17 protein-coding genes are annotated in these 20,387 nt (G+C 71.9%); 8 read left to right on the top strand and 9 right to left on the bottom strand.

Annotation, left to right across the window (positions count from 1 at the left end):
• Nucleotides 1–137 precede the first annotated feature (137 nt).
• Genes ACIBK6_RS32675 through ACIBK6_RS32655 form a run of 5 tightly spaced genes read right to left on the bottom strand, consistent with a single transcriptional unit; the run spans nucleotide 138 to nucleotide 5,040 of the window.
• Nucleotides 138–1,265: a beta-ketoacyl synthase N-terminal-like domain-containing protein gene (locus ACIBK6_RS32675; RefSeq protein WP_399055403.1), complete on the bottom strand. Its 1,128-nt coding sequence runs from the start codon at nucleotides 1,263–1,265 to the stop codon at nucleotides 138–140.
• Entirely contained in the window at nucleotides 1,262–2,506 is a 1,245-nt protein-coding gene (locus ACIBK6_RS32670) for a beta-ketoacyl-[acyl-carrier-protein] synthase family protein (RefSeq protein WP_399055401.1), read from the bottom strand. The genes ACIBK6_RS32675 and ACIBK6_RS32670 overlap by 4 nt, the downstream gene beginning before the upstream one ends.
• Nucleotides 2,499–2,771, bottom strand: coding sequence for an acyl carrier protein (locus tag ACIBK6_RS32665; RefSeq protein WP_399055399.1), 273 nt, complete (start codon nucleotides 2,769–2,771; stop codon nucleotides 2,499–2,501). The genes ACIBK6_RS32670 and ACIBK6_RS32665 overlap by 8 nt, the downstream gene beginning before the upstream one ends.
• 47 nt (nucleotides 2,772–2,818) lie before the next feature.
• Nucleotides 2,819–4,135, bottom strand: a complete 1,317-nt coding sequence (locus tag ACIBK6_RS32660) for an NAD(P)/FAD-dependent oxidoreductase (protein WP_399055397.1) — start codon at nucleotides 4,133–4,135, stop codon at nucleotides 2,819–2,821.
• Complete coding sequence (locus ACIBK6_RS32655; protein ID WP_399055395.1) at nucleotides 4,132–5,040, bottom strand: alpha/beta fold hydrolase; 909 nt, start codon at nucleotides 5,038–5,040, stop codon at nucleotides 4,132–4,134. The genes ACIBK6_RS32660 and ACIBK6_RS32655 overlap by 4 nt, the downstream gene beginning before the upstream one ends.
• A gap of 249 nt (nucleotides 5,041–5,289) precedes the next feature.
• Between ACIBK6_RS32655 and ACIBK6_RS32650 the strand changes: the two genes are divergently transcribed.
• Nucleotides 5,290–6,312, top strand: a complete 1,023-nt coding sequence (locus ACIBK6_RS32650) for a transaldolase family protein (RefSeq protein ID WP_399055393.1) — start codon at nucleotides 5,290–5,292, stop codon at nucleotides 6,310–6,312.
• Nucleotides 6,313–6,354: 42 nt separating this feature from the next.
• Here the strand turns inward: ACIBK6_RS32650 and pabB are convergent, their stop codons facing one another.
• Together pabB and ACIBK6_RS32640 are read right to left on the bottom strand one after the other, a co-directional pair.
• Nucleotides 6,355–8,463 carry an aminodeoxychorismate synthase component I gene (gene pabB / locus ACIBK6_RS32645; protein ID WP_399055391.1) on the bottom strand — a complete coding sequence of 703 codons (2,109 nt, stop codon included), beginning with the start codon at nucleotides 8,461–8,463 and terminating at the stop codon, nucleotides 6,355–6,357.
• Between the two features lie 20 nt (nucleotides 8,464–8,483).
• Entirely contained in the window at nucleotides 8,484–9,227 is a 744-nt protein-coding gene (locus ACIBK6_RS32640; RefSeq protein ID WP_399055389.1) for a methyltransferase domain-containing protein, read from the bottom strand.
• Nucleotides 9,228–9,515: 288 nt separating this feature from the next.
• On the opposite strand from ACIBK6_RS32640, the gene ACIBK6_RS32635 reads away from it, so the two are divergent.
• The gene (locus tag ACIBK6_RS32635; RefSeq protein ID WP_399055387.1) at nucleotides 9,516–11,543 is read left to right on the top strand and encodes a helix-turn-helix domain-containing protein; all 2,028 of its coding nucleotides are present in this window, start codon (nucleotides 9,516–9,518) and stop codon (nucleotides 11,541–11,543) included.
• A gap of 20 nt (nucleotides 11,544–11,563) precedes the next feature.
• On the opposite strand, the gene ACIBK6_RS32630 is transcribed toward ACIBK6_RS32635, so the two are convergent.
• The gene (locus ACIBK6_RS32630; protein WP_399055385.1) at nucleotides 11,564–12,796 is read right to left on the bottom strand and encodes an IS701 family transposase; all 1,233 of its coding nucleotides are present in this window, start codon (nucleotides 12,794–12,796) and stop codon (nucleotides 11,564–11,566) included.
• Between the two features lie 973 nt (nucleotides 12,797–13,769).
• Here ACIBK6_RS32630 and ACIBK6_RS32625 point away from each other — a divergent pair.
• From ACIBK6_RS32625 to ACIBK6_RS32615, 3 genes are read left to right on the top strand one after another with little or no spacing between them, the layout of a single operon-like run.
• Nucleotides 13,770–14,684: an alpha/beta hydrolase gene (locus ACIBK6_RS32625; RefSeq protein ID WP_399055383.1), complete on the top strand. Its 915-nt coding sequence runs from the start codon at nucleotides 13,770–13,772 to the stop codon at nucleotides 14,682–14,684.
• A gap of 32 nt (nucleotides 14,685–14,716) precedes the next feature.
• On the top strand, nucleotides 14,717–15,172 hold the full coding sequence (locus tag ACIBK6_RS32620) for a nuclear transport factor 2 family protein (RefSeq protein WP_399055381.1): 456 nt from the start codon (nucleotides 14,717–14,719) through the stop codon (nucleotides 15,170–15,172).
• Nucleotides 15,169–16,575: an MFS transporter gene (locus ACIBK6_RS32615; protein ID WP_399055379.1), complete on the top strand. Its 1,407-nt coding sequence runs from the start codon at nucleotides 15,169–15,171 to the stop codon at nucleotides 16,573–16,575. Before ACIBK6_RS32620 ends, ACIBK6_RS32615 begins: the two co-directional genes overlap by 4 nt.
• Here ACIBK6_RS32615 and ACIBK6_RS32610 read toward each other — a convergent pair.
• On the bottom strand, nucleotides 16,540–17,469 hold the full coding sequence (locus tag ACIBK6_RS32610; RefSeq protein WP_399055377.1) for a LysR family transcriptional regulator: 930 nt from the start codon (nucleotides 17,467–17,469) through the stop codon (nucleotides 16,540–16,542). The genes ACIBK6_RS32615 and ACIBK6_RS32610 overlap by 36 nt on opposite strands.
• Before the next feature lie 413 nt (nucleotides 17,470–17,882).
• Here ACIBK6_RS32610 and ACIBK6_RS32605 point away from each other — a divergent pair, with 413 nt between their 5' ends.
• The 3 genes from ACIBK6_RS32605 to ACIBK6_RS32595 all read left to right on the top strand — a co-directional run bounded on the left by ACIBK6_RS32605 (nucleotide 17,883) and on the right by ACIBK6_RS32595 (nucleotide 20,295).
• Complete coding sequence (locus tag ACIBK6_RS32605) at nucleotides 17,883–18,434, top strand: isochorismatase family cysteine hydrolase (protein WP_399055375.1); 552 nt, start codon at nucleotides 17,883–17,885, stop codon at nucleotides 18,432–18,434.
• A 389-nt stretch (nucleotides 18,435–18,823) separates the two neighbouring features.
• Nucleotides 18,824–19,429, top strand: a complete 606-nt coding sequence (locus ACIBK6_RS32600) for an ABC transporter ATP-binding protein (RefSeq protein ID WP_399055374.1) — start codon at nucleotides 18,824–18,826, stop codon at nucleotides 19,427–19,429.
• Nucleotides 19,426–20,295 carry an ABC transporter permease gene (locus tag ACIBK6_RS32595; RefSeq protein WP_399055372.1) on the top strand — a complete coding sequence of 290 codons (870 nt, stop codon included), beginning with the start codon at nucleotides 19,426–19,428 and terminating at the stop codon, nucleotides 20,293–20,295. Before ACIBK6_RS32600 ends, ACIBK6_RS32595 begins: the two co-directional genes overlap by 4 nt.
• The last annotated feature ends 92 nt before the right edge of the window (nucleotides 20,296–20,387 follow it).

Raw genomic sequence — 20,387 nt, 5'->3', positions numbered from 1 at the left:
GGGGCGCGCGCCGCTGCGGGTGTGGTGGGTCGCGGCGGGGGGTGTCCTCGGGCGGGGGGGGGGGGGGGGGGGGGGGGGGGCGCGGGGGGGGGGGGGGGGGGGGGGGCCCCCCCCCCCCCCCCCCCCCCCCCCCCGGCTCAGCGGCGCAGGACCAGGCAGCCCACGGAACCGTCGGCGCCGACCGAGGTGACCAGCGCGGGCCGGCCCTCGGCGGCGGCGTCCTCGCCCTGCCACTGCGCGAGCACGGCGGCGATCTGGATCGCCCCGCCGGCGCTGAAGCACTCGCCCAGGACCCGCTTGACGCGGATGACCTGCGGCGGGAGCGTGCCGCCGAGGGCGGCGCGGACGCCGCGTTCCTCGATGCGTTCCAGGCCGACCTGGCCGCTCGCGCCGAGCGACACGGTGTCCACCTCGGCGGGCTGCACGCCGCTGCGTTCCAGGGCCTCGCCGATCACCCGGGCAAGGACGGCGGCCAGACCGCCGGCTTCGCGGCCGGCCTGCGGGCCGAAGGCGACCTCGCAGGCCAGGATCTGGGCGATCCGGTCCTCCTCGCGGACCGCGTGCAGCGGCTCGACGAGCAGCATCGCCGCCGCCTCGCCGATCGCCGCGTCCGGCGACAGCGCCCCGGAGCGGTGCCAGCCCCAGGCGCTCTGCGCGCAGAACTCCTCGACGCCGCCGACCAGGAGACGGTCCGCGTGACCCTGGCGCAGCGCGTTGCGGGCGTAGCGGATGGCCTGCAGCCCGGACAGGTGCCCGCCGGCCAGGGTGGCGTTGACGCCGTGCAGGTCGTTGCGGATGGCGATCTGTCCGGCCGCGCAGTTCATCACGGTGTTCGGGAACAGGCCCGGATTCACCAGGTAGGGCTTCTCCAACTCGAGCGTCTCCCGCGAGTACTCGCTCGAACTGCGGATGCTGCCGGTGCTGGTGCCGAGGACGACGCCGCTGTGCGCGGTGGTGGCGGGGCCGGTGCCTCGGGCCCCGGCCACATCGAGGGCGAGGCGGGTGGCGATCAGCGCCAGCTTGGTGGTGCGGTCGAGCTGCCGGTTCCCCTTGCGGCCCAGGAGTTCCTCGACCGGCAGGTGGGGGACGACCTGGATCGGGCAGGGCGGGAGCGACGCCTCGGTGACGGCGGACGCGTCCCCGGGCGCGACCCGGCCCTCGGCGAGGGCGGCGCCGAGCCGTTCCAGGCCGAGCCCGGCCGGGGTGATCACGCCTGCGGCGGTGATGGCGAGCGGGGTCGTCCCGAGGGCCATGGCCGTGCTCATTCGACCCTCCCGAAGATGGTGATGGCGTTGTTGCCGCCGAAGGCGAACCCGTGGTTCTGCACCACGCGGGGGGCGGCCGGGCGGGCCCGGCCCGGCACCGGGTCGACCCCGGGGCCGAGGGCGGGATCGACCTGCTCCAGGTTGGCGGTGGGGGGCAGGAATCCCTCGTGGACCGCCTTGCAGCAGATCAGCGCGCCGAATCCGCTGGCCGCGCCCATCGTGTGACCGATCATCGACTTGAGGGAGCTGATCGGCGGCAGCCGGTCCCCGATCACGTCGCGTACGGCGGCCACCTCGGTGGCGTCGTTGGTGCGGGTGCCGGTGCCGTGCGCACAGATGTAGTCGATCTCGTCGGGTGTGACGCCCGCGCTGCGGTGGGCGGCCCGGATGCATGCCGCGATGCTGGTCGGGTCGGGGTGCACCATGTGTTCGGCGTCGCAGTTGACGCCGTATCCGAGCATCTCCGCGTAGATCCGGGCGCCGCGAGCCACGGCGTGGTCGTGCCGCTCAAGGAGCAGTGCCACACCGCCCTCGGCGGTGAGGATGCCGGCGCGGTCCGCGTCGAAGGGCCGGGAGACCTCCTCGGCGAGGGCGCCGAGCCGGTAGAAGCCGGCGTGCGCCCAGCGGTTCACCGAGTCGGCGCCCCCGGCCAGCATGTACTCGGCTTCGCCGGAGGCGACCTGGTCGAAGGCGTATCCCAGGGCGTAGTTGCTGGCCGAGCAGGCGGTGGCGAGGGTCAACGCCTCGCCGGTCAGGCCGAGTTCGGTGTTGACGGCCGCCGCGATGCGCTGCGCCGGCGCGGCCGCGACCAGGTGCGGCGAGAGCGACTTGAGGCCGTCGGTGACCCATTCGCCCACCAGTTGCTCGATGACCGCGGACTCGCCGCTGGTGGTGCCCATCACCGAACCGGCCCGTGCGGCGGCGACCTGCTCCGCCGTCAGGCCCGCGTCCTCGACCGCCATCCGGGCGGCGGACGCGGCGAACTGGGCGCTGCGGCCCCAGCGTTCGGGGTCGATCCGGCGCAGCCACTGGCCGGGGTCAAAATCGTGCACCTCTCCCGCGTGGACGTGCGGAAATCCGGTGGTGTCGAAGGAGCGGATCGGTGAGGTGCTGCGCCGGCCCGCGCGGACGGACGCGGTGAACTCGGTGGCACCGAGCCCGGCGCTGCTGACCGCGCCGAGGCCGGTGACGACGACCCGCTGGCTGGCCGGCCGGGGCTTGTGGGACGTCTGTTCAGGCATCGCCGCCGCCGGCCTTGTTCCGGGCCACGATGGTGTAGACGTTCTCCAGGGTGGTCAGCTCCGCCAGGTCGTCCTGCGGGATGATCACGCCGAGGTCCCGCTCGATGCGGGCGAGGATCTCGATGGCCAGGAGCGAGTCGGCGTCGTGGTCGTCGACGAAGTGGCTGGTGCCGGTCAGCTCGCCGTCGTCGAGTTCGAGGACGTCGATGACGATCTCGCGGATCTGCTCGGCCTCGGTGCGGGTGATGGTGATGGGGGTACTCATGACGCATTCCTCTCGGTGAAGTGCGCTGGCGGGCTCGGTGTGCCGGCTCAGGCGACGGTGCGGAACCGCGGGGATTCCCCGGACGGGGCGGGTGCGGGTACGGGGCGGGTGGGACGGTGCGTGAGGTTCACCCACAGCGCCCGAAGCAGGGCGCCGGGGTTCAGGAAGCGCAGCGGTCCGACGAGCCGTGAGGCGAACAGGTGCATGTGCCGGGCCATCGCGTCGTTGCGGGCTGCGGCGGAGAACATCAGGCGTTCGAAGGCGTTGAACGGGCGCCCCTTGGCGTAGTCGGCGATGAGGTGCTGGTGCCCGCGCAGCGCGCCGCGGTGCCTGCGCCCGTATCCGGCGAGGGCCTTGTCGATCTCGTCCGCGCCGCCGGCCGCGGCCAGTACCGGGGCCAGCACATCGGCCAGCCAGGACGCCGACTGGAGCGCCCAGCCGCAGCCGACGCCCCACAGCGGGTCGCTGGTGAGGGCGGCGTCGCCGATGAGGGCCAGGCCCGGGGAGGCGGGACGGCGGGACATCAGGGGGTAGTTGACCGTGCCGATGATCTTCGATACGCGGGTGGCCCGGTCAATCGCGGGAGCCTCGGGCAGGTCTCGTACGAAGTCGAGATAGGCGCCCTCCAGGTCCGCGCGGAACTGCGGCAGGCGTTCTTTCGAGGGGATCACGGCGACCACGGTCACGCCGCCGTCGTTGGGCATGGCATAGGCCATGTCCGGCTCCAGGAACCAGGACTGGGTGATGCCGCCGACCAGCTCCAGGTCCTCGAAGTGGGCGAAGTAGCTGAAGCGTTCGTTGGCATGGGTCTTGACGGGCACGCCGGCCAGGCGGGCGGTGGCGGAGTCCTTGCCGTCGGCGCCCACGACGACGCGGGCCCGCAGCTCGCGCTCCCCCGACCCGCCGCAGTCGGCCTTGACGCCCGTGGTGCGGCCGCCGTCCCGGAGCAGGCCGACCACGGTGTGGCCGAGCAGCAGGTCGACGCCGGGCGTGGCCGCGGCCCGCTCCCGCACGATCCGGTCCAGCGTCTGGCGGCGCACGTTGTAGGCGTGGGGCAGCGGCTCGCCGTCGGGTCCGGGCTTGGGTTCTATCCAGCCCCAACGGGTGTACCAGCGCGCCTCGTTGCGCACCGCACCCGCCTCTTCGAGCGCCTCGACCAGGTCCAGCTCCTTGAGCACCGGCAGGGCGCAGGGCTGCAGATAGTGGGTGCACAGCACCTTGTACGCGGCCGGGTCCGAGCGGCGGTCGAGCAGAGCGACGCGGGCGCCCCGGCGGGCGAGCAGGATGGCCGCGGCACACCCGGCGACGCTGGCTCCGCTGATGACGACGTCGTAGTCGGCGGTGCGGGATTCGGCGGTACTCATGCGCTCATCGCCTCCTGGACGCGAAGGGCATCGGCCGGGCGGCCGATGCCGGCGGCATCGAAGCGGCCGATGCCGAGCGCGCCGAGGAAGGCGAGCGCCTCGGCCGCGACCTTCGGGGCCTGCTGGACCTGGCAGAAATGCCCGAGGCCCCATTCCTGATGGATGGTCAGATCCTTTAGTCCGGACCGCAGCCGGTCGACCGCCGTGGGCGGTGCCGAGGGGTCGTCGATGCCGCTGATCAGTTGCACCGGGACCGTGACCCGGTCCAGGGCCAGGCGGGGTGAGCGGGCGAGCATCGCGTACAACTGCAGGAAGCCGTGCGGTTCGACCCGGTCACGGATCTTGTTCTGCATCAGTTCGCGCAGCCCCGCGTCGAGGCGTCGGGCGCGCGGCCCGAGTTGCACGGCCATGCCCTCGGCGAGCACGCCCCGGAAGCGGAGCACCGCGTCCGCGAAGAAGTTCTCGTCGACGGCCCGGTCGTGCGGCCGGTAGACCGGAGCCACCAGGACGGCGGGCACCTGGGCGACCTGCGCGCTCCTGGTGAGCAGTTCGAGAAGGGAGCTGGCCCCGAAGGAATGGGCCACGATCGCCGCGGGCGGCTCGGCGAGCAGTTCGAGCGCCCGCTCCAGCCAGACCGTGGAGCTGCCGCGCTCGGTCCAGGAGTAGCTGGAGCCGGCCCGCCAGGGCAGGTCCAGGGCGGTGAGGCGCAGTTGTGGCGGGAGGTGCTCGGCCAGCGGCAGCCAGGTGTCCCAGTTCTCCTCGAAACCGTGCGCGAGCACGATGCGGGGGGCGCCCTTCGGGCTTCCCGGCCGCTCCCACACCCGCAGCACCTCGCCGCCGACATGGTGGTCCGCCGACAACGCCCAGGGGCTGGAACGGGGGGAAGCACGACGCGTTGCAGGCACGTCCGATCACTCCTCGGACTCGTAATGACGGAGGTCAGCAGGGCTCGGGCCCTACCGGCCCGCCGCCTTGATGCCCTTACCGTCGCCCAGCGGGGGCAGCCCCGGGGAGGTGGCCCGGCCACCCGTTCCCCGCACCAGGTGGTTGGCGGCACACACCCGCCGGCCACGCCCGCTCGTGGCGCGCCGGAGAGATGACGGAGTCGTATCCGGCGGGGCGACACATGGGTCGGACGCTCCTACGCTTCCGTCATGAACGAGTTCGATGCGATGGACCGTCGTCGCTTTGCCCGACAACTGACGGCGGAGGGCGTCGCGTTATGGGCGGCCGGCCTCGATCGCGGCGCACTGGCCGACGGCACGTTCGCCGGCCTGGTGGCGGAGGGTCTGGCGGTCGGCGCGACCATCGATGCGACAGCCCTGGCACGGGCCGCCGCGCGCCCCGACTCCCCCTACCGTGAACAGCTCGACCAGCTCGCACATCGCGGGGTCACCGGGGACGCGGCGCTGGCCGCGCTGCGCGCCTACGACACCCGCTGGGCCTGCGATGTGCTGGCGGACGTGTTCAAGTCGAGCGAGGGGCGCGACGGCCTGGTCAGCGTGGATCTGCCCGAGGCGGACGGCGGCGCGGCACAGGAGTTGCGGCGGGCGGTGGCCCGCCCCGGGCTGCTCGTCAGGGTGAACGCCGGGACCCGGGCCGGTATCACGCTCATCGAGGAGTGCCTGGCCACCGGGGTCGGTGTGCAGGCGGCGGGGGTCACCTCCGAGGACCGCTACCGGCAGGTCCTCGACGCCTGGATCCACGGTCTGCACCGCGCCGCGGCCGGGGGGCTCGATCTCGCCGGGCTCGCCTCGGTGGCCTCGGTCCCGGTCGGCCGGTTCGAGCGGGCCGGACATCACGAGGCGGCACAGGCCCTGGCGCGGCGGCTCTACCGGATCTACGAGGAGCGGCTCGGCGAGGAGGACTGGGCCGCGCCGGCGCGCCTCGGCGCCCAGCCGCAGCGGCTGATGTGGACGGAGCTGACGGAGCCCGAACAGGTCGCCCGGTACGTCGCGTGGAACACGGTCAGCGCCCCCGGACTCGCGGTGCTGCGCACCCGCACCTGGGACGCGCCGCTCGCCGGTGACACGCTGGGCGGACAGTACTCGGCGCGGAACACGGCCCAGGCGCGGGCCGCCGCGCCGGCCTTCGACGCGTACCTGGTGGCCCGCGAGGCCGAGGCGCTGCGGGCCGCGCCCGAGCCGGACGGGCCCGAGGACGTGTCCGGCACGTGAGGACACGCCCTCGGGCAGGTGCGGACACCTGCCGCGGAGCCCTTACCGCGCGGCCGGTGCCCGGACGGGCTCACCCGGGAACGGTGCGCCGGTCAGGGCGGTGAGGGGCGCGGCCTTGACCGCGGTCTCCTCGAACTCCGCCTCGGGGTCGGAGCCCACGAGAATCGCGCCGCCCACGCCGTAGCGCACCTGGGCGCCGCGCATCACGGCCGTCCTGATGACGACGCTCAGATCCGCCGTGCCGTTCAGCGAGAGGTATCCGATCGCCCCGGCGTAGACGCCCCTCGGCCCCTGCTCCAGGCGGTCGATGATCCGCATCGTGCGCAGCTTGGGCGCGCCGGTCATCGAGCCCGGCGGGAAGGCCGCCCGCACGCAGTCCACCACGTCGGCGTCGGGATGTTTTCGCGCGGTGACGGTGGAGACGAGTTGATGCACCCGCGCATACGACTCCACGCGGAAGAGGTCGTCCGCGCGGACCGAGCCGACCCGCGCGCAGCGGCCGAGGTCGTTGCGGACCAGGTCCACGATCATCAGGTTCTCCGCCCGGTCCTTGGCGTTGACGAGCAGGTCCGCGCGGAGCGCCGCGTCCTGCCCCGGGTCGGCCCCGCGCGGACGTGTGCCCTTCACCGGGCGGGAGTCCATGCGGCCGTGGCGGTCGATCCGCAGGAACCGCTCGAACGACGTACTCAGGACGGACAGCCCGCCGAAGGAGAGCAGCGCGCCGTAGGGGGCGGGGGCCGCGCGGCGCATCCGCCGGTAGCCGTCCCAGGGCGTCGTCGTGGTGTCGGATTCGGCCATGTTGGTCAGACAGATCTCGTAACTCTCCCCCCGCGTTGCCTCTTCCCGGCATTCGTCGATCAACCGCAGGTACTCGTCCCGGTCGTGACGCAGCCTCAGCGCCCCCGCTCCCGGACCGGCCTGCAAGGGGGCCGGCGGCTCCGGCGGCGCGGGCGCGTCCTGGAGCGCGGCGAGCCGGCGCGTCGCGTCGGCGAGCCAGGGACGTTGGTCGTACGCGGAAGCGGGCTCCTCCAGGGCCAGCAGATAGCCCCGGCCGGTGAGATGGTCAAGGACCAGGGCCCGGTCCGAGAAGACCATCAGCGCGTCGGGGTCCTGCGCCTGGTGCGTTCGCTCGCCGCCGCACTCGGCCTTCAGCTCGTAGCCGAGGTAGCCGACCCAGCCGAGTGTGAACTCGCAGGGCAGGTCCGGGGTTTCGACCTGGATGGCGCGCAGGTCCTGCTCGATCCAGGACAGGAACGGGCGGTGTTCGGTGCGCGTCGCGCCGCCCTGGCCGGTGACCGTGACCGTGCCCTTCCACACGTCGGCGCGGGCCACCCGCCCCAGCGGTCCGCAGGCACCACCCATGATCGAGAAGCGGCCGGTGTCCGCGTCGGGGCGGCTGCTGTCGAGCCAGTAGGCGTGCCTACCCGCGCGGAACAGCGCGTCGAAGGCCTGCTCGGCGCCCCAGCTCACCGGGACTTCCCTGACCCGCACGCGCAGGCGGCGGCGCTGCGCGGGCCGGGCGCCGGGCGTCGCCGGGCGCCGGGGGGCGGCGTGGACCGTGCGGCCGTGCGGGCGGTGCCGCTCGGTCAGGCGGCGGAAGTTGTCGAGCAGGGCGTGCCCGTCGAAGCCGCCGATGGACTCGGGGTGGAACTGCACGCCCCACTGCGGGCGGTGGCGGTGGCGCAGCCCCATCAGCACACCGTCGGGCGTCCACGCGATCGCCTCCACGTCGTCGGGCAGCCGGTCGACGGCGAGCGAGTGGTAGCGGACCGCCCGGAACTCCTGCGGCAGCCCGGCGAACAGCCCGGTGCCCAGGTGCCGCACCGGCGAGGTGTACCCGTGCACCGGTCGCGGCGCGAGCCCCACCCGGGCTCCGTGGGCCAGCGCGATGCCCTGATGGCCGAGGCACACACCCAGCACGGGCAGCGTCGATGTGCCGACGATCGCCGCGCAGATGCCGAAGTCCTCGCTGCGGGCCGGGTGTCCGGGGCCGGGTGAGAGCACCACGTTGTCGAACGCGGACAGGTGGCCCGGCCGCCACGAGGGGAAGTCGTTGGGGATCACCTCGGGCTCCTGGCCGTTGACCTCGGCCAGGTAGTGAAAGAGGTTGTGGGTGAAGGAATCATGGTTGTCCACCAGGAGCGTACGCACAGCCGTCGTCCCTGTGGCCCTCACGCCGACAGGCCCGCGGGAGCCACCGGCCCGGTCGCGCCCTCGCGCCCGCACACCCCGACCTCCAGGAGCATGTGGTCGACCACGTCGTCGCCCTCCCGCACCGAGCTGAACCGACGGATCGTCAGCTCACGCCCGCACTCCTGGGCGATGGCGCACAGTTCCGTCAGGCTGCCGCGGCTGCTGAAGTGCAGCAGCGCCCGCCCCGCCGCACCGACCCGCAGCGGTGCCTCGATGAGATAGCGGCGGTGAGTGGCATAGCCAGGATCGACATAGGAGCTCTCGGTGACGGCGCGGTACCTGAAGTCCTCGGGCGCCAGCACGTAATTGGAGCTCCAGAAGACGGTGTCGAACCGATCGTCGGTGTGGAACGCGGTGAAGAGATCGCTGTGCAGCACGCGCAACCGGCTGGCCTGGCGGTGCCGCGTGGCGTTCAGCATCGTATTGCGTACTGCGGCCGGGTTGATGTCGGCCGCGGAAACCGTGTGACCGGCGAGCGCCGCACTGACCGCGATCACTCCCGCACCGCAGCCGATCTCAAGGAAGGAGCCGCTGGCCCGGGCGCCCGACGCAGGGTCGAGCCCGAGGAATTCCAGGGCGATCCGGGTCGACGGCGAGTCCACCGGTGCGAAGACGTCATCGAGCAGATCCCAGTCATTGCCGCAGAGCGAGAAGGTCCTCGGCCGATCCGCGCGGGTGCGCGAGGCCGTGCACCGGTCGAGCGATCTCCTGTAGTCCTGCACTTGTCTCAGCGGAGCTGTCCGCATCCCGTTCCCCCTGGTTGTCGTCGTGCGACCACCCTGGCGCAAGCGCCACTTGAGAAGGGAGGTGGCCCGGCCACCTGGTTAGCGGGAAAGCGTTGTTGTCGAAACCTACCGGTGCACTCCCAGCCGAATCCGCGCCGATATTCGGCCAACTGGAACAAAGAGGGGCAGAGTCCCTCTTGACTCAACCTTTCTTGATTGAGCGTCAATTGACACCCTAGGCTTCGGTGACTGTGGTGGCTGTCGTGCGGGGAGGACGAAGCACCAATGGGGGATATCCGTGACGACGACGTCGTCGCTTTTTTAGCGCTATTGGCCCGCGAAGCACCCCTGCCCGAGTTCGACTCGCTCCTTGAGCAGGCCCGTGGGGCGACGCCGCCCCCCGAGCCGGACCGGCTCACCCGCCTGGAGACCGTGCACCGTCTCGCCCTTGAGGTCCAGGCCCAGCTCAACCGCCGCCAGCAGCGCGCGGCGGGCCTGTCCGCCCTGGTGGACACCGCCAGGGATCTGACCCGTCCCTACGATCTCGACGAGTTGCTGCAGCTGACCTGCCGCCGGGCCCGGCGACTGCTCAACCTCGACATGGCCTATGTCAGCCTGCACCTCCCCGACACCGCGACGTCCGTGGTCCGCGCGGCCGACGGGCACGCCTCCACCCTGACGGTGGGCTTCGAGGTGCCCACCAAGGCCGGGATCGGAGCCGCCGCCACCGAACACGCGGCGCCGTTCTGGACGCCCGACTATCTGCCCGACGAGCGGATCCACCACGCGCCCGTGATCGACGAGGTGATCCGTGCGGAAGGTCTGCGCGCCGTCCTCGCGGTCCCGTTGCGGCACGGGGACTCACGGTTCGGTGTGCTGTACGCCGCCGACCGCGAGGTCCGCTACTTCACGCCGGACGAACTGTCGTTGATGGGGTCGCTCGGCGACCTTGCCACCGTGGCCATCGAGAAGGCCCGGCTCCTGGACGACGTACGGGCCTCGGTCGACTCGCTGGAGACGGACGGCATCCGCTCGCGCGGTGCGCTCGCCGACGCCGAGCAGGTCGCCGAGACCTACCGTGATCTGCTCGGCTTGATCCTGAGCGGCTGCACCCTGCACCAACTCACCACGGAGGCAACGGCGTTACTGGGCGGCACGGTGCACATACGCAACAGTTTCGGGGACTGGCTCGCCGGGGCGACCCAGGCACCGAAGATCGACGACGAGCTGTTGCTGCGCTCGTCCCTGGACGCCCATGCCGAAGGCACCGTGGTGGAGTTGCCCGACGGTATACGGATGGTGCCGATCCAGGCGGGCACCGAGCATCTGGGAGTCCTCCTCGTCTGTGCTCGGCAGAAGACCGGCACCCACCAGGGGGACGGCCCCGGGCAGGCGGCCGATGGCGGACAGGAAGCCGGTACGGGGCCGGAGGCCGGCGGCGCGCCCGACCCGGGCGACGCGGCGCCCACCGCGACGGCCGGCACCCGGTCTGCCGACCGCCTCCTCGCCACCGTCGCCCAGGCCGTGGCCGCCCTGTTGGTGATGCAGCGCAGCACGGCGGTCGCCGAGGGCTCGCTCCGCGACGAGCTGCTCGACGACCTGGTGGGCGACGCCCCGCACGAACCGCGGGCGCTGCGCGAGCGCTGCCAGGGCCTCGGCCTGGACCCGGACGCGCCCTACGTCGTCATGGTGATCCGCACCGAGGGCGGCTCGCAGGGCCGGGCCGTGGTCTGGGCGTCGTCTCACGCCCACAGCGTCGGCGGCCTCAAGACCGTGCTCGAGGGCACCCTGACCCTGCTGCTGCCCGGCCGCGATCCCAGCGCACTCGCCCGGCGCGTCGCGCAGGAACTCAAACCGCTGCTCGACCACGCGCCGACGGTCGCGGCCGCCGGTCCCGTCACCAGCATGCTGAACGTCCGGGACACCTGCAAGGAAGCCAACCGCTGCCTGAGCGCCCTGCTCTCGCTCGGCGCACGCGGCACCTCGGCGAGCGCCGCCGATCTGGGGTTTCTGGGCCTGCTGCTCTCCGACCACCTGGACGTCTGCGGTTTCGTCCGCTCGGCCATCGGCCCGGTGCTCGACTACGACCAGCAGCGCTCCACCGAACTGGTGCGGACCCTGGAGGCCTACTTCGAGGCGAGCAACAGCCCGACGTACGCCGCCGAGGCGCTCTACGTCCACCCGAACACGGTGTCCCGGCGGTTGGAACGCATCGCCGAACTCCTCGGCCCCGACTGGCAGACGCCCGCCCAGTCCCTGGAGATCCAGCTCGCCCTGCGCCTGCACCGCACCCGCAAGAGCCTCGGCCACTGACCCGCGCCGGCCGGGGCGGGTCAGGCGAGCGGACCGCCTTGCCCCGAGGGCCTGCACCCGTGCGGCGCGGCGGACAGGGCCAGGACGGCATGGGCCGCCGAGGCAAGGGTCATATGCCGATGCCAGCCCAGGTAGGTGCGGCCCTCGAAGTCCCGCAGCCCCACCTGCTCCCCCGGGCCCGCCGCCGCGGCCGCCACCCGGTCCTGCAACTGGGCGAGCCGGAGCAGCTGCCTCGGCGGAAGCCGGGTCGGACCGGTGAGCCAGACGCGCCCCCGGACCGGCCCGGCACCGTCCCAGACGGCGAGCACGAGCAGGTCGTCCGCGCGCGACGCGGGTGCGGGCGGCCCGCTCGGCCGCGCGTCGCCGATGCCGGACAGCGGACCGCCGGGCAGCCGCACCCGCAGCAGCGCCGCGGAGGCACCGCCCTGGGGGAGCGCCACCGGGCGCCTGGGTTGGGGGGTGGCGCGCAGCAACTCCCGGAGGGGAATCGCGCGGCCCGACCACGAGGGAAGCGCAGGCCTGACGGGGATCACCCGGGTCGTGTCCCTCACCCGTACCAGGAGGGGAGCCGCCGCCTCGGTGAAGCTCCGGAACACCCAGGGCAGGACGGCCGGCGGGACCTCGCTCAGGTCCATCACCACGGGCCGGGCCGCCAGCCCCCAGGCTCGGATCGGACCGAGGGCGGCGCTCACGGCACACACGGCCGGCGCCTCCTCGACACGGTCCTCCGCAAGGCCGGCGCGCCGGCGCGGGTGCGGGTCGAAGAGCCGGTCGCCGGGCAGCTGGAGCCGCCAGCCGACCGGCGCGTCGCCATCCGCCGAGGCGTGCCACAGGCCATAGGCGAGCTGGCTGTTGACACTCCCCCCGACCTCCGGGACATAGCGCCGACGCACTCCCGGCGACCGGTTGCCGGCCTTCGGGATCACCAGCGGCCGCACCACCCAGGCCTGGGCGGGCGCGAGCCGGTCCAGGAGCCGGGCGAGCGCCGCACGCGCCTCGCCGAAGTCCCAGGGGGAGGCGCTGACGAAGTGGTGCAACCGCTGTTCGGCCGCCCCGTCGGAGCACGTCGTGGCGAGATTGCGGACCGACTTGCGCCCCTTGGCGGCCAACAGGGCGCGCAGGTACTGCTCGGCGGTACGGCGCTGGTCGCGTCTACGCAGCACCGAGAAGACCTCGGTCACGACAGTGTCGAGGATGCCGCCGTCCACGCCTGCACCGTCCTCCCTGCGGCACACGGGCAAGATGGTGTTCACGTCAGGCCGGCCTCCTACTCCCCGTCACGTCAACTCGGCGCCGCCGCGCACCGCCCAGTCCCCGCGGCCGCCCTCCACGTTCGCGCCCGCCTTCCACGGGCGGCGAGGTGTACCGCTCACACCGTCCGGACCCCGGACGGTGACCGGACCACCGCCGTCCGGCCGACAGCGGGCCATGGGCGCCGCTGCGGCGGTGGGCCGGCCACCACGAACAGCGCATGTGCCGACGGGAATTGCCCGCCTGCGGGCCTGGGGAGCGCGAGACCACTCCCGGTGAGAGCCGGGCGGCCGGTGACGGCATCCCGCCGAGTGGTGCAGCCGGCAGGGCTGTGGAATGCGCGGGTATCTGCTCAGGGCGTGCATCCGTTGCCGGTGACTGCTCCCGGAACATGGGCAGACCCCGGCGCCGCCCAGGCAACCGGCACCGATCCCGACCGGTGCAGCTTCTCCGTCGCCCTGAACACAGCCCGCGACCACATCATCCAGGCCCAGGGTGTGATCGCCGACACCGTCATCGACCTTATCGGCACCATCGGCCGGGCAGTCCTCGACGCCCTCATGCCCCGACGACGGCTCCGCCTCAGCCCCCGCGCAGTCAAACGCCCCCTGTCCCGCTACGCCTACAAAAAGCCTGGGCGTCGACCGCCACGCCCACCAGACCGCCCTCACCATCGACATCCTGTTGGCAGAGCCAATCAGCCCGTAACTTCACGGCCTTGGGCTTTAGCCGGCGATGGGGGGAGACGTGCGTGGTCCGGCTTTCTGATTCCGGGCGCCGTTGAGCGGCGGGCTGGTTTAGCCCTGCTCAACCTGGCGTTACATACCGGGCGTTGTTCGAGGTGCCGTCGGATGTCAGCGTGTAAGCGTCGGCGGGTGCTCAACACCGGGCATCGCGAGCTCACTCACCCACCGGCTTTCTACCGGCCGTCGATCCCGACATGCCATACATCCCCCACTCCCAAGGAGCCTTGCTATGCCCGTGCGTGAACAGGTGCGCTTTGCTGGCGAAGCGGCCAAGCTCGCCGGTCATCTCTTTCTGCCGGACCCCGCCGATTCCGACCCTGCCGACGGCGGCGCGGCAGGTCCGCTGGTGGGCGTCGTGGTCGCCGGGACCTGGACATCCGTCAGGGGGCAGATGGCCGACCGGTACGCGGAGGAGCTGGCCCGGCGCGGCTATGCGGCGCTGGCGTTCGATTTCACCGGATACGGCGAGTCCGAGGGCGAGCCGCGCGACTACGAGTCGCCGGTGCTGAAAATCCACGACCTGCGGGCGGCGGCCGACTTCCTGAGTGCCCATCCGGCGGTAGGCGGCGGGCAGTTGGGAGTGCTGGGGGTGTGCGCCGGGGCGATGTACGCGAGCGCCTTCGCCGCCGAGGACGCGCGGGTGGGGTCGCTGGCCCTGGTAGCGCCGTGGCTGCACGACCGCCGTATCTGCGAGGAGAACTACGGCGGGCCGGAGGGCATTGAGGCGAAGAAGGCGGCGGCGGAAGCGGCGCGGCGGCGGTACGAGGAGACCGGCGAGGTCGCCTATGTGCCGGTGGTCAGCGGCAGCGACCCGGACGCTGCGATGCCCTTCGACATCGACTTCTACCTCAACCCGGAGCGCGGCGGCATTCCGCAGTGGCCCAACCGGTATGCCGTGATGGCCTGGTCGGAGTGGCTGGACTTCGACGCCGTCGCGATCGCCCCGAAGGTCACCGCGCCCGTGCTGCTCGTACACAGCGAGGATGCCGCCATCCCGGACGGTGCGCGCCGCTTCCACGACGGCCTCGCCGGGGAGCGGGAGTTCCTGTGGACCGAGGGCATCCAGTTCGACTTCTATGACCAGGGGCCGCAAGTCGGCCTCGCCGCGGACGCGGCGGCCGAGCACTTCGCCCGCACGCTGTGAACCCCCCGACCACCGACAGGAGACCACCCACCATGTCCGAGTCCCTCGAGTCCAAGTACGCGGTCGCCGAGACCTGCACCCGCATGGCTGTGCACGCCGATCGCCGCGAATGGGAGCAGTTACGCGGCCTGTTCGCCGACAAGGTGCTGCTCGACTACACCAGCCTGGGCGGCGGTGAGCCGGCCCAGCTCACCCCGCAGGAGATCGTCGACGCCTGGACTTCGACGCTCGGCGGCTTCGACGCCACCCAGCATCTGATCGCCAACCAGCTCGTCGAACTCGACGGCGACCGTGCCGTGTGCACGGCCTCCTTCCAGGCCACCCATCGCCTGGCCACCGCCCACGGGGCGCCGCTGTGGACACTCGGCGGCGCATACCGGTGGGAGCTGGCCCGTACCGGCGACCGCTGGCTGATCGATACCGTGGTGATGACCGCGACGTGGGGCGACGGCAACAAGGACCTGCCCGTCCAGGCGGCTCGCCGATGAAGGCCACCTCCGCTCCCACGTCACTCGCCGCCTCGTCGCCGCTCGCCGCCCGGGGCGGATCGCCGGTGGTGCTCGGCGCCGCCCTGCTGGGCTTCTTCCTCATCTCGTTGGACGCGCTGATCGTCACGGTCGCGCTGCCCGACATCGGTCGCAGCCTCGGCGGCGGCATGTCGGGGCTGCAATGGGTGGTGGACGGATACACGCTGATGTTCGCCGCCCTGATGCTCTCCGCGGGGGCGCTGTCGGACCGGATCGGGGCGCGGCGGGCGTTCGGCGGCGGGCTGGTGCTGTTCGCGCTGGCCTCGGCGGCGTGCGGTTTCGCGCCCGGGCTCGGCGTGCTGGTTGCCGCCCGGCTCGTGCAGGGGGCCGCGGCGGCGGTGATGATGCCGGCGTCGCTGGCGCTGGTCCGGCAGAGCTTCCCCGATCAGGCCCAACGCGCCCGGGCGATCGCCATGTGGACGGTGGGCGGCGCGGTCGCGGTGGCGGCCGGGCCGGTGCTCGGCGGGGCGCTCACCGCTTCTGTGGGCTGGCGCTGGATCTTCTTCGTCAACCTGCCGGCGGGTCTGCTGGCGCTCGCCCTGCTCACCCGCGTACCTGCCTCGCCACGGCTGCCCTCGCGCCTGGACACGATCGGGCAGGTGACGGCGGTGGCGGCGATGGGCGGGCTGACCTACGGCGTGATCGAGGGTGGCGCCGACGGCTTCGGCAGGCCGACGGTGGTGGCGTCGCTGCTGGTGGCCGCGACCGGGGCGGCCGCCTTCCTCGCCGCGCAGGCCAAGGGCGCCCATCCGATGCTGCCGCTGCCGCTGTTCCGCTCCCGGGTGGTGGCGGTGTCCTTGGTGGTCGGCTTCATGCTCAATGCCGCCTACTACGGCGGAGTGTTCGTCTTCAGTCTCTATCTACAGCAGGAACGCGGGCAGTCGGCGCTGCACGCGGGCCTGATGTTCATCCCGATGACGGCACTGGTCGCCGTGGTGAACCTGGCCTCGGCAAAGCTCGCCGGCCGTTTCGGCCCGCGGGTGCCGATGGTGGCGGGACAACTGGTCGGAACAGCTGGGCTGGTGGCGCTGACCGCGGTCGGTCCGCACACCGACGTGTGGGCGGTGGCGCTGCTGATGGTGCCGGTCGGGCTCGGCGGCGCGCTGACGGTGCCGGCGCTGACCGCGATGCTGCTCGACGCCATGCCCGCGGACCGGGCAGGCACCGCGGGCGCGGTCCTCAACACCGCCCGCCAGGTCGGCGGGGCCATCGCGGTGGCTGTATACGGCGCACTGCTGGCGGGAGCGCAGACGTTCCTGGCCGGGATGCGGTGGAGTGTGCTGCTCGCGGCGGCCGGGCTCGTAGCGACGGCGGCCGCGACACTGACGCTACCCCGGGCCGGGCACCGGGGCGCGGAGGCATAACGAACCGCTGGTCGGCTGGGCGAGGTCGGCTACGGTCTGGATGAAGACCTGGAGTCCGGCTGATAGGTCTTCGTCCCGCCACATCAGCGCGTACTCGACGGGCGGAGCATCCTCGAACGGGACATAGGCGATGTCAGGCCGGGCGTGGTATCGCCCTGCTCTGACGGTGGCCACGGTGGCTCCATTACCCGCGCCGACCAGCGCGAGTACCCCCTCCCAGCCGGATGCGGCCGGGCCATGCTCGACATGCTCTCCCTGGGGTGTACGACGTGGGAAGTATGCCTCGCGCCACGTTGGAGACACGCCGACCGCCGTGATCAGGGGCAGTAGGGCGAGGTCCTCCAGCGACACCGTTTCCCGTGCCGCCAGGGGGTGTGTGGCGGGCACCACGAGGGCGCGGTGCTCGGAGAACAGGACCGGTCCCACGATGACGTCGGGCTCTTCGATGGGTGGCTCGGCGATCACCAGGTCGACGTTCTGTTGACGCAGCGCTCTGATCGCGGCGTTGTACGTCGCCCCCTGGAGCTCGACCAAGCAGCGGGGATGACGCGAGGCGAAGGCTTCCGCGGCCTGCGCGAGGAGCTTGCCGGACCACGGGGCGGTGAAGCCGGCGCGCAGCACACCGCGGACATCCGTGCAGGCCGCCATCGCATTGGCGACGGCCCGCTGGATCTGCTGGTGCGCCGGGAGCAGCTCGTCACAGAGCTGCTGGCCGATCGGAGTGAGGACCACACGGCGGCTGCTGCGCTCGAACAACGCCCCGCCGATGCGACGCTCCAGCGCCTTGATTGTCTGGCTGACCCGGCCCGGCGAAACGTGCAGACGCTCCGCGGTCCGCGCGAAATGCAGCTCCTCGGCCAACGCCAGAAACGTCTCGATCTCGTACCGCTCCACCAGGCTCCCACCCAACTAGCTCGGAGGCCACCCATGTCATGTCTGAACCCGTAGAACCCCCGGCCGAATGGGGAGGTTGAAAGGAACCGGCCTCGGCTACCACCCGCCGCCCGCCGAACGCGTACTGAGCACCACCAAATCTCCGACCTCGAGCTCAAGTACACGCCTTGCGGGCCGCCTTCATATACGTCCAAGCCCTCCAGGAGCGTGGTCAAGAACCAGTCATGCCACGAGATGCAGACATGCCAGTTCGCGGCCGCGTACTCTCAACTCACACAGTACGGACCGGTCGAGACGGTGCAACTCCGTCTGATGCGCAAGACGATTCTGGCGACAAGTAAGCTGCTCGATGGGCTGAAGTCGGCCTAGGACGCACTGTGTTGAACTGACGGCTGACAGGAAGGCGGTCCCGGGTGGATCTCCGCACCACGCCCCTCTTCGTGATCGACGTGCAGAACGGCTTCGTCAACGACCACAGCCGGCACGTGGTGCCCGTCATCGCCCGCCTGATCGACCAGTGGGAAGCAGCAGGCGCGCCCGTGCTGTTCTCCCGCTACTTCAACCACCCCGAGTCGCCCTTCGCCCGCCTGCTCGACTGGACCGCGCTCCACAACGCCCCGGAGACAGACATCGTCCCCGCTCTGGCGCCCTACGCCGCACGCGCCACCCAGGTCATAGACAAGGTGACGTACAGCGCCCTCCCCCGCGACATCATCGGCGAGTTCCGTGACGAAGACTGGGACACCGTGGTGCTGTGCGGAATCGCCACCGACTCGTGCGTCCTGAAGACCGCGGCCGACGCCTTCGAAGCGAACATCACCCCGCTGATCGTCACCGATGCCTGCGCCTCCGAAGCCGGTGACGCCACACACCAGGCTGGGCTGACCGTGGCCCGCCGTATGATCGGCGCCCGGCAACTCATTACGACCACCGAAGCCGCCGCCCTCCTCTCCTCGACTGCTTGAAAGCACCCCCGGCTGATACGTCGCAGCGATGCAGATCTCCTCATAGCCGACACCGGACCAGCCGAGTCGACCGTCGTACCCGACCATGCGGCCGTCGTGTTCGTAGCGGGGTCTGCCGTGGCGGCGGGTGAGCCTTCCCCGAGCTGGGCACCGTCCGGGGCGCGACGGCCGGGTGAACCTGAACGACCTGCGCCACCGGCTGCCGACCGACCTCCTGCGAGGACTGCGGTCGGCTCCTGGGGGCGGACGCGAGGCCGTCGTCTTCGGCTCTTGAATGCCGCCGGCCCCTCCGTAGCTACGGGAGGCATGGGGTCCCGTTCCTTTTCCGCTTCTTGATCGTTGGGGAATCCGGGTCGCGGACGGTCCAGGTGTTGGGGGGGAAGGCGGGCGTGGAGGTCAGGGACGTACATCATGCCTACCGTCGGCGTCCGGTCTTGCGAGGCGTTGACATGCGGCTTCGGGCCGGGACGCTGTGCGGGATCGTCGGGGAGAACGGCGCGGGCAAGTCCACGCTGCTGAAGGTGCTTTCCGGCGAGCTGCGGCCCACGCGCGGCACGATCCGTCACGGTGGCCGGTTCGGTTACTGTCCGCAGCACGTGGTCCTCAATGACGCTCTGACCGTCCGGCAGCACCTGACGTTCTTTCAGACGGCGTATCGCCTCGCCGACGTGCGGTATGCCGAGGAGGTCATGGACGTGCTGGGCTTCACCGGATACGCCGATGAGCGGGCCGGGGTGCTCAGCGGCGGGACGCGGCAGAAGCTGAACGTGACGCTGGCGCTCATGCACGATCCGCAGGTGCTGCTGCTCGACGAGCCGTATCAGGGGTTCGACTGGGACACCTACCAGCGGTTCTGGGACCTGGCCGGGCGGCTGCGGGACGCGGGACGTTCGGTCCTGGTCGTCTCCCACCTGGCGTACGACACCGAGCGCCTGGACGGGTTGTGGCGTCTGGACGGCGGGGTGCTCCGCCCGGAGAAGGCGGCGGCCGCGTGAGGTTTCACCTGACCCGGTTCGCTGTCGCCACCCGGTTCGCGCTGATCGAGCACGGCCGCAACCGGTTCGCCATGCTCCTGGTCAGCCTGTTCATTCCGCTGTGGGCGACCCTGGCGTATCTGGCGACGCCCGACACTCCGGCACGGATGCGGCTTCGCGCCACCGGCGAGGTGCTGACCCCGCACGGCAATGAACTGACCGGGATCAGCGGCGCGCTCAACGCGGTCACGCTGATCACCGGTTTCATGATGTTCGCCGCCACGTTCTCCGGCAGCGGTTTCGACCGCCGGCTGGCGATGGCCGGCTATCCACGCACCCACCTCGTCCTGGCCAAGGTCACCGCCCTCGCTCTGGCCTCCGCGGCGATCGCCGCCTACGCCACCGCGGTCAACTCCCTGGCCTGGACGCCTCGGCAGCCGGTCATGCTCGCCGCCGCGTTGTTCTGCGCCGGGCTCACCTACGGCGCTCTCGGCGTCGGCTTCGGCTCCCTGTTGCGCCGGGAAGTCGAGGGCATGTTCGCCATCTTGATGACCAGCATCATCGACCTCGGGCTGCAGAACCCCATCAGCAGCTCCGGAGCCGACAACCCGATCACGCGCTACCTGCCCTCCTACGGGGCCATGCAGGCCGGCACCGCGGCGGGATTCTCCAGCAGCCCAGTACCCCGCTATCTGGCCATCCAGCTCGCCTGGTTCGCGGGGGCCGCCCTGGTCGCCCTGGTGGGTTTCCACCGCAGCACCAGCAGCGCCCTGCCGTCGACCGCCCAGGCCCCTGAGCCCGGGCCAGGGAGCGACAAGACCGGACTTCCCAGGCCACGTAAGGCTGCCGCGCCATCGACGGTGGCCTCCGGCACGGAAGCACACTGATGCCCTGAGTCCTGGTCCCTGGTTCCCGATATGCGCGCGACAGCTCAGCCCACCACCACAGAACTTGACGCGGCGACACACCTGTTGCCCTA

It is taken from the genome of Streptomyces sp. NPDC050485, from assembly GCF_044458185.1.
GTDB lineage: Bacteria > Actinomycetota > Actinomycetes > Streptomycetales > Streptomycetaceae > Streptomyces.
The sequence above is the reverse complement of the archived record's forward strand: the minus strand, read 5'-3'. Positions and strand labels throughout refer to the sequence as shown.